This window comes from Alicyclobacillus sp. SO9 (assembly GCF_016406125.1).
GTDB lineage: Bacteria > Bacillota > Bacilli > Alicyclobacillales > Alicyclobacillaceae > SO9.
The window spans coordinates 601,943-615,822 of record NZ_CP066339.1; the positions used below are offsets into that span (position 1 = coordinate 601,943).

Here is a 13,880-nt window from a genome sequence, read left to right on the forward strand (position 1 = left end):
TGTCATTGCAACAATGTCCAATACTAAAGACGGGGTTGTTCATGCCATTGTCAGAGTGGCAGGGACAGCCCCGTCTTTCTGTGTTCTATTGCGTCGCCGTGACTCATAGACTGTAGTGCAAGTACACATTTTCGGAAACAGGTGAGGCACAGTGGCGCAAAACAGCGAACAGGAACATGAGATTCGGTTAAAAGGACGCAAACTGGTTGAAGTAACCGGTGTAGCCAGCGTGGAGAGCTTCGATGTGCAGGAATTCGTGCTTACCACCAGCGGAGGGCCTTTGCGCATTACGGGATCGGACCTGAATATGAAACATCTGGACTTGGACAAGGGTGAAGTGTTCATCGAAGGAACCCTCATCAGTTTGGCGTATGTTCAAGACCAGGGCAAGAAAAAATCAAGTATCAAGAAATTGTTCAGGTAGAAACATGCAGTATCAATACGTCTTCTATTTACTCGTTATCGGCGGCGCTATGGGAACGGTCTATGATGTGTACAATACCGTAAGCGGGTCTTCACGTTGGCTGCGTTGGCTGCGTCCGGTGCTGGACTTGGCCTTTTGGTGTCTCTCGGCCGTCGCGGTCTACTACACCACTTTCATCACAGATGAAGGCCGCTTTCGTCTGTACACCTTCGCACTTCTTTTCATCGGGTATTTTATTTATCGTATTCTGCTGCACAGAATTGTAGTCGGGAGCGCCTTTGCTGTTGTAAGAGTTGTTCGAGGGGTACTCTTGGCCTTCGGGCGACTCGTGGATGTACTTGTATTAAGACCCATCCGATTTGTTCTGTCTGTTGTATGGTCTGTTGCGGGACAAGTTTATACACTGCTGCATCGTCTTGAAGATGTGACTATATGGATTCTCGCATTTTGGGCTCGTATCCTGTTGTTCCCCTTTCGAGGCCTGTTTCGAAGTCTGTTTCAAGGATGGTGGAGGGGTTGGGGAGAATCGTTTTTTAACAAATTTACAGGCAAGTGGGAAGGGATGTGGACGTACCTGTCGAATTGGATTAAGACATGGCCGCAGAGAGAGTAATTACGGTCTGAGTCTTTGTTGAAGGAGAGCGTTGTTTGTGTCTAAGCAAACCCGTTTGCACAGCCCAGCCCGTAAACAAAATGCGCCTGTCGCGGGTCAGAGAAAACCTGCTAGACGCTTCAAACTCCGCTACATTGCTGTATTGGCGCTTTGCGGATGGGCCTTTTATCACTACTGGACCGTTCAGCGTGTTCAATTGCAACAACTGCAGACAAAGCAGCACCACCTGCAATCTCAATTGACTGAGCTCAAGCAAAAGCACACCCAACTGCAGACACAAAAAAAACAGTTGAATAGCAAGAGTTACATTGTACGTTACGCCAGCGCACACTACCATTTAATTCTTCCCGGACAGGTGCCGTTTGACTTACAGCATTAGAAAGTGCTAGTTGCACGTGACTGGACGAATTGCTTATTTTAATTCCGGGCACACTGCTAACGCCATCAAAAAGTTGACACTGACTGATGCTTTTTCATATATTATATAAAGCAACGGCAGAGCGTCCCACTTAGGTTGGTTGAACTCTGTGGTGCCGATGTGCAAGGCACGTATTTCACTCAAGGAGGAACTGCTTCTGTATGTCCATTGAAGTCGGCAGCAAATTGGAGGGAAAGGTGACTGGGATCACCCATTTTGGTGCGTTTGTTTTGCTGCCGGGTGGGGTGACTGGACTTGTACACATTTCTGAGATATCCAACAGCTATGTAAAAGACATTCACGAACACCTTAAGGTTAATGACCCTGTCACCGTAAAAGTTATTAATGTTGATAAGGATGGAAAGATTGGGCTGTCCATACGAAAGGCAGATCCAAACTATCGTCCGCCTTCTTCATCAGGCGGCGGCGGTGGCGGCGGTGGAAGAAATCGCAGACCCGGCGGTCCATCCAGGATGACTTTTGAAGACAAAATGTCTAAGTTTCTGAAGGACAGTGAAGAGCGGCTGCAGGCTTTGCGGCGCAGTGAATCAAAACGTGGCGGACGAGGTGGTCGTAGAAGTTAGTTCTGTGGCCAACTGAACCGCTGACAATATATCGAAGGGTTCCTAGAAGTTCTGGAGCCCTTTTTCATTTGGCGGGGGTCTTGCGTCTATCGGTGCCAAATTCAGAACTGTGAGGTGTATCAGAGTTTATGGATTCGAACAGTGGTGAAGTATATTTGCTTGAATACAAACTCAGTGATGAAACCCAAGTGTTTTTACGCTTTAACAATATCAATGACAGGGACGGATGTCACATTTCTTTGGATATGTACAAGGCACAATTGGGACCAGTGACACAAGCGGTGCTGCAACGAATTCTGAACAAGTTCTCTGGTGAAGTTGTAACATCCTAGTGACAATTTCGCTTGCTTTTGAAGTTCAGACGGCCTTGGTTTATGCTAAAGTATCTCTATGGTTAAGGTCTTTGCAAAAGGCCCGTCGGTCTCAAAAGTCTCGTAGTTAGAGGTGAATTCGGTGGATAGCGCGAAATTTCTTCATCCATGGCTTATTGCAATTTTTCTCGGGCTGTTTACAATTATGGCGCTTATTGGACTCCTACGTTTAGTTCGGGAACGACGTTATTTTGGTTCAGTTCTGCTCGTGCTGGCAGTCTTCCTGTTTGGTTACAGCACATGGATTGCGGCTACTCTAAAGCTGTAGGATTGGTAACAGTTAGAGTGCATGTAGGGAAGAAAAACGGCGTGTAAAAAGGAGACCGGAACGGTCTCTTTTTTACATTCTGCTACATTTGTGCCGACTTTACACTTCGATAGCGGAAGTATGCTTGATTGAGCATGGCTACAGCTTTCACATCGTGATTCAAAAACGCCCGTCGTAACTGACTGCGAAGCCAATCCGGCATCGAATCCCCCCTATGACGGCGGCATTCTTCACCCATGTTCGTGTTGTTATAGTTTATGCATACGGGCGAAAAGGTGACTCAATTTGTTACATATCTATCAGTCATTTTGGCATTGTTATTGTATTTTAAACCTCTACACGCCTGCAAAAGGGTGAAAATTTCCATATGTAATGAGCTGATATCACTCTGTGTCCTAGAATTCCTTGCAAAGATAGTTGTATAATAGGCCAAAATGGACACAGAAAGAGTGGACTGCACATGATTTTGTCAGACACGAAAATTCGTCAGATGATAGAGAGTAAGGAACTAATGATTGAACCAATTATGGAGAATCAAATTCAGCCGGCTTCTGTGGATGTTCGTCTTGGTCACCATTTTCTTAAAGTTCAGGAGCATCAAGTTGGCTTCATTTCATTAGACCAGCCAATAGAATACGAATCGTTTCAAAGTGATGAAATTATCATTCCGCCTCATTCTTTCTTGCTGGCCACAACCATTGAGGAAGTGGAGTTGCCCAATCACATTACTGCGTTTGTAGAAGGACGAAGTTCCATCGGCAGAATGGGATTGTTTATTCAAAACGCAGGTTGGGTCGATCCAGGATTTAGAGGAAGTATTACTCTGGAACTGTACAACGCAAATCATCTTCCGATAAAACTCATGAAAGGCTGGCGTATCTGCCAGTTAGTCTTCGCGGAAATGGATCAAGCTACGATTACTCCCTACAGAGGAAAGTATCAAGGGCAGAAAGAAGCTACCGGAAGTAAAATTTATCTCGACAAATGAGGGACAGGAACGGATTCCGCTTGACATGTTACGCGGAATTTAAGAGGAACGTGAGCTCCAATTGAGGTTGGGGCTCTTTTTATTTGTTGAAGGCAATCGATTATGTTGTTCTACTGTCGAAACAGCACAGGGTTCCTTCAAGTCCTGTCGGAAATTTTCCTGCCGCGGTCCCCGCCGTTTGACAAAATCCTTCGGAGCAACTGCATATAATAATCTTTACACCGCTCTGAGGGGGAAGTTCGATGGACGGGTCACAGTATGCTTCGGAACAATCAATACCAGTACTCACTGCTAATAAAGCATCGAAGCGCAAAATGAAAGTACAAGTCGTTTTTCGTGCTTTGTTACTGCTCTTAATCAGTTGGTTGCTTGGAAGGGCAACTATTGGACACGTGATTTCGCCCTTTGCGTTGGCTTTCTTTGCTGTCTCAACGGAGGTATTTGGCGTGAAGCGCAGCTGGCCAGTGTGGGCTGCCGTAGCAGGAACCTATGGAACTTATGGCTTTGGACAGGCATTGACGTTGCTGTTCGAATTTACGTTGTATTTGCTGCTAAGAAAGGCGCTGTTTCGAAAATCCAAACCCGATTTGCATTGGATGCCGTTTCTGGCGGGCTTGATTGACATTGTCTCCCGGTTGGTCGCAAGTCACCAATCGTGGAGTCGTTATCATGTGTTTCTTTCGTTGGCCGAAGGCGCTCTCGTCGCTGTTCTCTCGCTTATATTCCTGCAATGTATGCCCTTATTCAATCTGCGTAAGTCTCAAAATCGCTTGCGCACGGACCAACTTCTCAGTATTACGATTTTCGTGGGCTCAGTCATGACCGGGCTGACGGGTATGGTTTTTCATAACGTATCGGCACTGGCCGTTGGTACAGATGTCATTGTTATGGTGATGGCTGCAGCAGGCGGAGTCGGCGTCTCTGCCACCGTCGGCATTGTTGTTGGTGTTCTCGCTATGCTTGACCACTCTCTGACATTGTCGCAAGTAGCCATCCTGGGTTTCGCAGGGATGTTGTCGGGCGCGCTCAAGGAAACTGGACGCATGTTCATCGCACTGGCGTTTGCCGGAAGTGAAGCCGCTCTTACTATCACCCTTCACACAAGTTGGAGCGCAGTGGCAGGAACCATTGGTGCGGCGCTGGTCGCGGGAGTGCTTTTAAACACGATTCCGTCGCAGTCACTATCTCGCTTAGCCGAATTTATCCCAGGTACATATGAACACAATCAAACTGAAAAACAGAGTATTAAGCGGGTTCGCAAACTGCTTCAAGAAAAGATAACGGAAATCAGTAAGGTCTTTGATGAACTCTCAGTAACATTTGCAGAAACCGAAAGCAGCGACTGGATAGCATCACGCAAGCTGGTGGATGAAACCATATCGGAATCTGTGCGCCAAGTCTGTACAGGCTGTCCACTTCGTTCAAAATGCTGGGACCAGGAAGGATTGGCAACTTACCAGGCTTTAATGGAAACAATCTCAAGGTTCGAAGAGAGCAAAACGGGATACCGGGCTGCAACGCAGGAATTGAAGGACAGATGCGTGCGTCTTGACCCAATGCTAAATGTACTTCGCCGCAATGCAGACCTGAGTGAACGGGATGCCAAGTGGTTGAAAAAGGTAAACGAACAGGCTGGGCTTGTATCTGCTCAGTTGTCCGGAGTCGCTTCTGTGATTCGGTCCGTCGCCCATCACGTTGAGCGGGAAACAGAAGCGTCTCTGGCAGGAGAAGAAGAAATACTTGCCTCACTGGAACAATTAGGACTGTACGTTGACAATGTTCGCATTGTCAATCTTGACCCTGGAAAAGTGGAAATCGAGGTGACGCAACCGTCACAGGGTGCCTATGAGAATTCTGTCCGTATGATAGCACCGCTGTTGTCCGGCATTGTCGGTGAGAACATCGGTGTTGCACAAGTGGAGACAAGTGATGGCGGTCCGTGTACAAGTGTTTTCACTTCAGCTCGTTTGTATGACGTGAAAGCAGCGGTCTCCACGGTCGCGAGGGACGGCAGACTGGTCTCGGGCGATAGTCATGCATCCCTGGATTTGGGCAACGGTCGCTTTGCTCTGGCCGTGAGTGACGGTATGGGCAATGGAGAACGAGCACATCGTGAATCCAACGATGCTTTAGAACTGTTGAAGCGACTTTTGCAGACGGGATTTGACCAGCAACTGGCTGTGAAAACTGTAAATTCCACTTTATTGCTAAGGTCCAGAGATGAAATCTTTACAACTTTGGATATGGCACTCATTGACCTGTATTCCGCGCAGGCCGAATTCTTGAAAATTGGCTCTGCTCCCAGCTTCATTAAACGCAATCAAGAAGTCAGATCCATAACCGGAGCAAGTGTACCAATTGGGATTTTGCAGGAAATTGAAGTGCAGTCTATCGACGAACAGTTGCAGGGGGGAGACCTCCTGATTCTTCTTTCCGACGGAGTTTACGACGCAGCCAAGCACGTCTACAACCAGGAAGACTGGTTGAAGCGCCAGATTGAAAAGCTAGAGACGAATGACCCTCAAGAGATTGCAGACACACTTATAGAGACCGCTGTTCGCGTCAATCACGGTCAAATTCTCGACGATATGACAGTGCTGGTGGCGGTCATCGATGAGCACCAACCGGAATGGGCAGCCATTCGTGTTCCGGGCGTGGTTGGACTGAGACAGCAAAATCCCAGTCGCAAGGAAAGAGGCGCGTAATCATCTGGAAAGAGGCGCCTAATAGGAAAGAGGTGCGTGCAAGCTAGAACTTGACTATCGAAAACTAGAGAAGAAGAGCTTGAAAGCTCGGCGGAAAAGTTTCTGTCCTACTTTTGAATGCGCAGAATCAAGCCTGTCTATACTGCTAAGGAAGATGGAGTTGATAGAACCTTTCAACGGGGGGAATGGCAGTGTCTGACAAGCAGGGAACGATTCGGCAAATACTCGTGATTACAGACGGGTGTTCAAACGTAGGAGATAATCCTGTTCAGTCTGCGGAACAAGCGCGAAAAAGAGGTATTACAGTCAATGTCATCGGCGTCGTGGACAAAGGGGACATGGGAAAGCAAGGCAAGCAAGAAGCGATGTCTGTAGCTGATGCGGGCGGCGGTATGTGCCGGATTGTTCAGCCTACAGAAGTCTCTGCCACTGCGCAGATGATGACACATCAGACAATGCAGATGACGCTTCAGGACGTTGTCAACCAGGAACTGTTGCAAGTGATGGGGAAAACGACCGAAGAATTGCCTCCGGCGGAACGCTCGCGTGTTGTCCAGGTGGTCGACAAATTGGAGGAAGAAGTAAACCTTCGGGTTGTGGTCGCCGTAGATACCAGTGCAAGTATGCGGGATAAGTTGGGTACGGTACGAGAAGCTATACGTGACTTGTCTTTGTCATTTCAGGTTCGTACCGGCACGTCGAATGTAGCTGTCTTAATTTTCCCGGGCTCTGCTGATGAAATGGTAAAAACGGTACACCCGTTTCGCTCAGAACTTGATATGAAGATGCTTGAGTCAATGTTGATTGCACGAGGCGGAACACCCACCGGACCTGCAATCGACTATGCAGTAACGCTGTTTTCTGCAGACGACAACAAGAGTGATTTTCCTGATCGGCCTTGGACTGAAGACTGGGCCGCTTCTGAATAGTCATGAATCACGTTCAACAGGGGACGGTTTTCACAGGAAAGTGGACGAGACAGTCCTTTAAGATAGCAAAGTGCCTCGGTGAAGGTGCGAATGGAGCCGTCTACTTAGCGTATTCACAGCATGGGTACGGAGCGTTGAAGTTTTGTCAGCAAGCATCTGATGCGGCGCTGGAGTGGAATATACTTGAACAGGTCAGTCAGGTTCAGACCTCATTTCCGCGGCCCATTTTGATTGACGACTGGGAGACAGCTTCAGGAACCACATACTTCTACGTTATGGAATGGGTATCCGGAAAACCGCTGGACAAGTCAGTACAGCAGTTGGATGCCTCTTTCTACTATCAGGCAGTTGAACAGATTGCTCTGGGTCTCTCAGCGTTGCACGGAGCGGGTATGGCTTTTTGTGACATCAAACCCCAGAACATTTTAGTGGCATTGGGTAGTGTTGCATCAGGAGCGGCGCGGAACACACTGTCGGTGCGCTTTGTCGATGTGGGGGGTGTGACTGCTTTCGGACGGTCGGTTCGGCAGTTTACACCTATATCTGACAGAGCATTCTGGGATTTGGGTAGTCGTCGGGCTGAGCCCGGCTACGACTTGTGTGGTTTGTCCCTGTCATTGTTGTTGTCAGAAAAGGGAGTTTCACCGGGGCTTTATCAAATGTCGCCGGAAGAGCGACAAAAGCATCTAAAAAAAGTGATAAGAAACTATCCGTATCCAGAGTTAGGACGTGTTCTGGAAAGAACCTTGGACGGTAAAATCACGGATACCCAGACTTTTCTTTCTGAATGGAGAAGTGCCGGCACAGCTCGACCTTCAGTAAAACGAAAGACCAGCGGGCAGCGTCAGTTCCGAGGCGGACCGAGGACACAACGTCAATTTGCGGGACAGCAGGGTTCTCAACACAGTGCATCTGTGTATGCGGCCCAGACTGCGGCTAGCCCGCGGCAGACTGGTCATCATAGCGACTGGACAGAATGGGTGATGTGGATCTCTTTGGTTGCCGCGGCATTGACAACAGGTGCTGCCTGGGCTACTTTTCTCGGATGGAGACCGTGAAGCGGTTCGGCAAAGGTAGATAGTTTTCTGTTATCATAGAGACAGACAGTGTGATGCTGACTGTGAAAGACTGATGTTATCAATGCCGCAGAGATGGGGGTCAAAAAGATGCCGTTACAGACAGATTTGTACGCGTCTTTTTCAGACCAACTGAGCCATTTAATTGGTCGTGCCCCGAACGAGAAGAGTTCGAACACGGATCGTTCGAATATCGATAGTTCGAATACCGATAGTTCGAACAAGAATAGTTCGCTTTTGATAGTGGCATGTTCGGGCGGTGTCGATTCAACAACTCTGTTGCACTTGGCGCATCGCTATTGCCTAGAGAAAGAGTACCGGCTAGCAGCGGCTCATGTGAATCACGGTGTGCGAGAGTTGGCTGACCGCGATGAGAAGTTTGTGCGGGCCCAATGCGATGAACTCGATATTCCGTGTCTGGTTGCCAATCTTGCGGAAGCAAACGGTGCAGCGCCCGAACCGCGAGAGGGTGTGTTGCGTGAGCACAGGTACGAAGCGTTGTTCAAGTTCGTCCGTCAGCATCAGGCAATGGCGCTTTTGGTCGCGCACCACGCCGACGATCAATTCGAAACTGTCTTGTGGAGATTGATTCGCGGGACATCACTGAGTGGTATCAGCGGGATGCGCAGTTTGAGTGTACGACAGAATGTAAGTATTATGCGACCGCTGCTCGAACATGCGAAGTCGCAAATTCAGGCCTACGCGGACAGTCACGGTCTGGATTACATCGTAGACGAGACAAATCAATCCGAGGAATACACTCGCAATGCGTTGCGGCACAACGTGATTCCGTATTTAAAGGGAATTCAGCCGCAAGTACTGCAGGCGGTAACAAAGTTTGCTCAGATTGCGCAGGAAGAAGATGCTTGGATTGAAGCAAAGGCCGAAGAAGTCGTAAAAACGTGCATCAAGTTTGAAGGGAATCGTGCAATTGTTGACATTTCACAACTTCACACATTTACGGTTCCTTTACAAAGGCGCGCAATTAAAATACTATTGTATTGTTTAGCTTCAATGCAATGGACGTTCGATCACGTTGACAGTATCCTGCAGTTGTCGCATTCAAAATCCCCTTCTGCTCGTATTGAGCTCCCAAGCGGATTGGCCGCTTGGCGAATATACGACGCCATGATTGTCGCAGAGCAAGGTACAGAGTCTTTCTTCGCGCGCGGGGATAGTAGTGAACCTGTCAGTTGGGCACTATGTGACAAAAGTACTATTTTGTTTCCTAACGACGGTTCGCAGTTTTGGCAGTTCTATTGTGAGCGCTGGCGTGTACCAGATACACTGTCGGTTTCCTTGAACGAGGCTGTCATTCCCGATGTTGCAGGTATACATATCCGAACTGCCGACACCTCTGAGCGGATTCAGCCTTTGGGCATGAATGGCAGAAAAAAGCTGCAGGATATTTTTGTGGATGCGAAAGTTCCGAAGCAAATGCGGCGTGTGTGGCCTGTTGTTTGTGTTGGCAGAGAGATTGTCTGGGTGCCAGGGCTTCTTCGCACACAGGCGCGCCTCGTTGCAGCACATGAGACCGCTGGCTGGAAGTTGACCGTGACAGCACCAGTCCTGAATTGGATTGCACATTCCAATCCAGACGCGGATAGTGAATGACTGCATGAGTGACAGGTATGGTTGAACACGAGTAAGCGTATCTATGAAACAAACATGGTTCAGGAGGATTTTATGCATCCGGATTTGGAAGAGATTTTGTACACAGAAGAGCAAATTGCAGAATCCGTAGTGCAACTGGGAGAGCGTTTATCAGCCGACTACGAGAACAAAAATCCCTTGTTTATTTGCGTTCTCAAAGGGGCAGTTCTCTTCATGGCCGATCTCGTGAAGCAAGTCACGGTTCCTATGGAGATGGATTTTATGGCTACGTCCAGCTACGGTGAATCGTCGAAGTCATCGGGCGTTGTGAGAATTCTCAAGGATTTGGAGGGTTCGGTCGAGGGGCGAGATGTGGTCATTGTGGAGGACATTGTGGACACTGGCTTGACGCTGGCCTATTTACGGGACATGCTGCTGAACCGTCGCGCAGCCTCGGTTAAGGTAGTCGCTTTGTTCGATAAGCCAGATGGACGTCAAGTAGATATCATTCCGGATTACTACGGGTTTACTGTACCCAATCAGTTCATTGTTGGTTATGGCTTGGATTTTGCAGAGAAATACCGTAATCTGCCTTACGTCGGGGTCCTAAGGCGGGAGATCTATACAAAATAGTTGCTATTTATCGCCACAGGGCCTGTAGACCTGTTGAACTGATCCTGCGTGTGATACAATAAATTCCGCCAGACCGAGAGGAGGCAAGGCATGAACAGGTTTTACCGCAGCATCGTCTTTTATGTGCTGATTCTGCTCGCGATTGTCGGTGTTGTTGACTATATTACCGGTCACGACAACCAGCGGCAGACTATTTCATATAGCCAGTTCGTCACAGATGTTCAGCAGCAGAACATACAGGGTCCGGTTAAGGTGACACCGGACGGACTGACCGCTACAATTGACGGGACAGAAAAGACTGGAAAGCAACCAAAGTTTACAGCAAGGGTTTTGCTGGATCACAATGTGACCGGCTTTTTGACAAAAAACAAAGTGAAATTCACGGTTGAACCACAACCGAAGGCGTCCATATGGATTCAGTTCCTTGAATCGGTGGTTCCGTTTATTTTCATTTTCATCTTGATGTTCTTCCTGTTCAACCAGACACAGGGCGGCGGCAGTCGGGTGATGAACTTTGGCAAGAGCCGTGCGCGCTTGTATTCTGAGGAAAAACGCCGAGTTACATTTCGAGATGTGGCTGGAGCAGATGAAGAGAAAACTGAGCTTGAAGAAATCGTTGACTTTTTGAAAGACCCGAAGCGCTTCTCTACCTTGGGTGCCCGAATTCCAAAGGGTGTCTTGTTAGTCGGACCGCCTGGAACAGGTAAGACGCTGCTGGCCCGAGCTGTAGCGGGAGAAGCGGGAGTTCCTTTCTTCTCCATCAGCGGCTCTGACTTTGTCGAAATGTTTGTGGGTGTCGGCGCTTCGCGCGTTCGCGATTTGTTTGAGAATGCAAAGAAAAATGCGCCTTGTATCATCTTTATTGATGAGATTGACGCTGTTGGACGTCATCGCGGTGCGGGTCTTGGCGGCGGTCATGATGAGAGGGAGCAGACTTTGAATCAGTTGCTGGTTGAGATGGACGGATTTTCTGCTAATGACGGAATTATCATTATTGCAGCTACAAACCGTCCGGATATTCTTGATCCTGCATTACTGCGCCCAGGTCGGATTGATCGGCAGATTTTGGTCAATCGTCCCGACGTCAAAGGACGCGAAGAGATTCTGCACGTTCATGCGCGCAATAAACCGCTGGCGAAAGACGTTCGTTTGGATGTTATTGCAAAGCGTACTCCTGGTTTCACAGGTGCCGATTTGGAGAATGTGTTGAATGAAGCAGCGTTGTTAGCAGCGCGGAAGAAGAAAGATGCCATTACACAAGTCGATGTGGATGAAGCGATTGACAGAGTGATGGCTGGGCCAGAGAAACGCAGCCGCGTGATGTCTGAACACGAGCGTCGTCTGGTAGCCTTTCATGAATCCGGTCATGCTATTATCGGCTTCTTCCTGCAGAACGCGGATACGGTGCACAAGGTAACGATTATCCCCCGGGGCATGGCTGGAGGCTACACTGTAACGCTGCCGAAGGAAGACCGGTACTTCATGACCAAGCAGGAAATGATAGACCGAATCTGCGGTTTGCTGGGAGGACGCGTTGCCGAAGAGATTACCTTTGGCGAAATTAGCACAGGTGCTTCCAATGACTTGGAGCGTGTGACCAGTATAGCGCGATCGATGGTGACTCAGTACGGCATGAGTAAAAAACTTGGACCCATGCAGTATGGTAGCAGCGGTCAAGGTCAAGTGTTCCTCGGCAAGGATATCTCGTCTGAGCAAAATTACAGTGACCAAGTTGCCTATTCCATCGATGAAGAAATGAAGGGAATCGTTGAATACTGCCATCAGCGGACGCTGGATTTGCTGACTGACAAAAAGGATAAGCTGGACGCATTGGCCAATTTGCTGCTCAAAGAGGAAACGATTGATGAAGAACGGATTCGCTCCGTTCTTGACGAAAACTATGAGAGCGACAAAGAAGCGAATGGCGATAAAGAAGCGGATGAGACCCGCGAAGTTGAGCAACAATCACATCCTGAGAATCAGTCTGATTCAGAGAGCCAAGAACCTTCTGACAACCAGTCCGATTCGGGGCCGGCAGGCAACGGTGAGTCAAACAAGCACGATGACTAAGCAGCGATGACAAGGCTCCTCGGGAATGTTTCTCGGGGGGCTTTTGCCGTTGGGTGGTTAGGCCTCGACGGTTGGTGTTCAGCGTTATAGATTACGGGTGCATCTGGGTGGAGGTAGAAACGTGCGCTGGGTTGCGTTAAAAAACTTAGGGGAACACAGGGTTCTGGCACAAAACATACTGGATGAGAGAGGGAGAGTCCTGCTTGCAAAGGGTGTTGAGCTCACAGACGGACGAGCCGAACGCTTGGCGAAGTTGGGGCTTTTTTCGGCTTGTGTGGAGGACCCGGCCACAGAAGACATTGAGCTGGAAGAGGTCGTTTCTCAGCGTCTGCGCGGGGAACTGGTCTCCGCTACATACGATTCCCTTGTAGAATTGGTACAAATGGAAGGTACCAAGCATATTCGAGCTTCCAACGTCAAGCGGAAACTACAACCCCTCGTGGACGACGTGCTGGGTCAGTTAAAAAGCATCGAAGGTGCCAGTCAGCACTTGGGGAATGTCTACGTGACAGACGGAGAACTCTACCATCACTCTGTCAATGTAACGCTGTTTGCGCTTACCCTTGGGATTGATCAGGGTTTGAACAGCCACGATTTGGTCGAGCTTGGGATTGGTTCATTGCTGCACGATGTGGGAAAATTAAAGGTGCCTGGCTCGGTACTGCGTAAACCCGGCAAACTCAGCAAAGACGAGTTTGAACAAATCAAGCGGCATGCGGGCTATGGATATGAAATTCTTAGGTCGCTCCCAGACATTTCTGCTAAATCTGCTCTGATTGCGTTGGAGCACCACGAACGGTTGGACGGGATGGGCTACCCGAGGGGATTGCGAAAAGACGAGATTCATCAGTACAGCAGAATTGTGAGTGTCGCAGACGTGTATGAGGCTTTGACTGCAAACAGGGTTTACCGCAAGGGCTACCTGCCTCACGAAGCACTGGAATTGCTGCTTGGCGGAGGCGGAATGCAATTCGATGAATCGATAGTAGAATCATTTGTAAAGACTGTGGCGGTCTATCCGACAGGAGTTACAGTGAAGCTTTCAACAGGAGAAAAAGCTGTTGTTGTTGAATCAAAGCCGAAACAGTCACACCGTCCCATCGTTCGGGTAATAGAGGACCCTTATGGAAAGAGATTGGACAAGTCTTACAACCTGGATCTTTCGACAGAACTCACTCTGGAAATCGTAGCGTGGGAGTCTTAGGAGG

Annotated in this window: 15 protein-coding genes; 14 read left to right on the top strand and 1 reads right to left on the bottom strand. The window is 48.7% G+C overall.

Annotation, left to right across the window (positions count from 1 at the left end; genetic code table 11):
• The first annotated feature begins 151 nt into the window (after positions 1-151).
• The 6 genes from yabP to GI364_RS02605 all read left to right on the top strand — a co-directional run bounded on the left by yabP (position 152) and on the right by GI364_RS02605 (position 2,678).
• Positions 152-424, top strand: coding sequence for a sporulation protein YabP (gene yabP, locus GI364_RS02580; protein ID WP_198852170.1), 273 nt, complete (start codon positions 152-154; stop codon positions 422-424).
• Between the two features lie 4 nt (positions 425-428).
• Complete coding sequence (yabQ, locus tag GI364_RS02585; RefSeq protein ID WP_198852171.1) at positions 429-1,037, top strand: spore cortex biosynthesis protein YabQ; 609 nt, start codon at positions 429-431, stop codon at positions 1,035-1,037.
• A 37-nt stretch (positions 1,038-1,074) separates the two neighbouring features.
• Positions 1,075-1,416 (top strand): FtsB family cell division protein, encoded by a 342-nt coding sequence (locus tag GI364_RS02590; RefSeq protein WP_198852172.1) that lies wholly within the window; start codon positions 1,075-1,077, stop codon positions 1,414-1,416.
• 200 nt (positions 1,417-1,616) lie between these two features.
• Entirely contained in the window at positions 1,617-2,039 is a 423-nt protein-coding gene (locus GI364_RS02595; RefSeq protein WP_198852173.1) for a S1 domain-containing RNA-binding protein, read from the top strand.
• Positions 2,040-2,167: 128 nt separating this feature from the next.
• Entirely contained in the window at positions 2,168-2,371 is a 204-nt protein-coding gene (locus GI364_RS02600; protein WP_198852174.1) for a hypothetical protein, read from the top strand.
• Positions 2,372-2,492: 121 nt separating this feature from the next.
• On the top strand, positions 2,493-2,678 hold the full coding sequence (locus GI364_RS02605; RefSeq protein WP_198852175.1) for a hypothetical protein: 186 nt from the start codon (positions 2,493-2,495) through the stop codon (positions 2,676-2,678).
• A gap of 82 nt (positions 2,679-2,760) precedes the next feature.
• On the opposite strand, the gene cmpA is transcribed toward GI364_RS02605, so the two are convergent.
• Positions 2,761-2,880, bottom strand: a complete 120-nt coding sequence (gene cmpA, locus GI364_RS02610) for a cortex morphogenetic protein CmpA (RefSeq protein ID WP_198852176.1) — start codon at positions 2,878-2,880, stop codon at positions 2,761-2,763.
• 258 nt (positions 2,881-3,138) lie between these two features.
• Here cmpA and dcd point away from each other — a divergent pair, with 258 nt between their 5' ends.
• From dcd to GI364_RS02650, 8 genes are all read left to right on the top strand, one after another.
• A complete protein-coding gene (gene dcd, locus GI364_RS02615) occupies positions 3,139-3,666 on the top strand; it encodes a dCTP deaminase (protein ID WP_198852177.1) in 528 nt (175 codons plus the stop codon).
• A gap of 242 nt (positions 3,667-3,908) precedes the next feature.
• On the top strand, positions 3,909-6,371 hold the full coding sequence (spoIIE, locus tag GI364_RS02620; protein WP_233095982.1) for a stage II sporulation protein E: 2,463 nt from the start codon (positions 3,909-3,911) through the stop codon (positions 6,369-6,371).
• Positions 6,372-6,562: 191 nt separating this feature from the next.
• Complete coding sequence (locus tag GI364_RS02625) at positions 6,563-7,300, top strand: VWA domain-containing protein (RefSeq protein WP_233095983.1); 738 nt, start codon at positions 6,563-6,565, stop codon at positions 7,298-7,300.
• A gap of 2 nt (positions 7,301-7,302) precedes the next feature.
• Positions 7,303-8,358 (top strand): protein kinase domain-containing protein, encoded by a 1,056-nt coding sequence (locus GI364_RS02630; protein ID WP_198852179.1) that lies wholly within the window; start codon positions 7,303-7,305, stop codon positions 8,356-8,358.
• A 108-nt stretch (positions 8,359-8,466) separates the two neighbouring features.
• The gene (gene tilS, locus GI364_RS02635; protein ID WP_198852180.1) at positions 8,467-9,990 is read left to right on the top strand and encodes a tRNA lysidine(34) synthetase TilS; all 1,524 of its coding nucleotides are present in this window, start codon (positions 8,467-8,469) and stop codon (positions 9,988-9,990) included.
• A gap of 72 nt (positions 9,991-10,062) precedes the next feature.
• Complete coding sequence (hpt, locus tag GI364_RS02640; protein WP_198852181.1) at positions 10,063-10,602, top strand: hypoxanthine phosphoribosyltransferase; 540 nt, start codon at positions 10,063-10,065, stop codon at positions 10,600-10,602.
• A gap of 90 nt (positions 10,603-10,692) precedes the next feature.
• Positions 10,693-12,672 (top strand): ATP-dependent zinc metalloprotease FtsH, encoded by a 1,980-nt coding sequence (ftsH, locus tag GI364_RS02645; RefSeq protein WP_198852182.1) that lies wholly within the window; start codon positions 10,693-10,695, stop codon positions 12,670-12,672.
• Positions 12,673-12,793: 121 nt separating this feature from the next.
• Positions 12,794-13,876, top strand: a complete 1,083-nt coding sequence (locus tag GI364_RS02650) for an HD-GYP domain-containing protein (protein WP_198852183.1) — start codon at positions 12,794-12,796, stop codon at positions 13,874-13,876.
• The last annotated feature ends 4 nt before the right edge of the window (positions 13,877-13,880 follow it).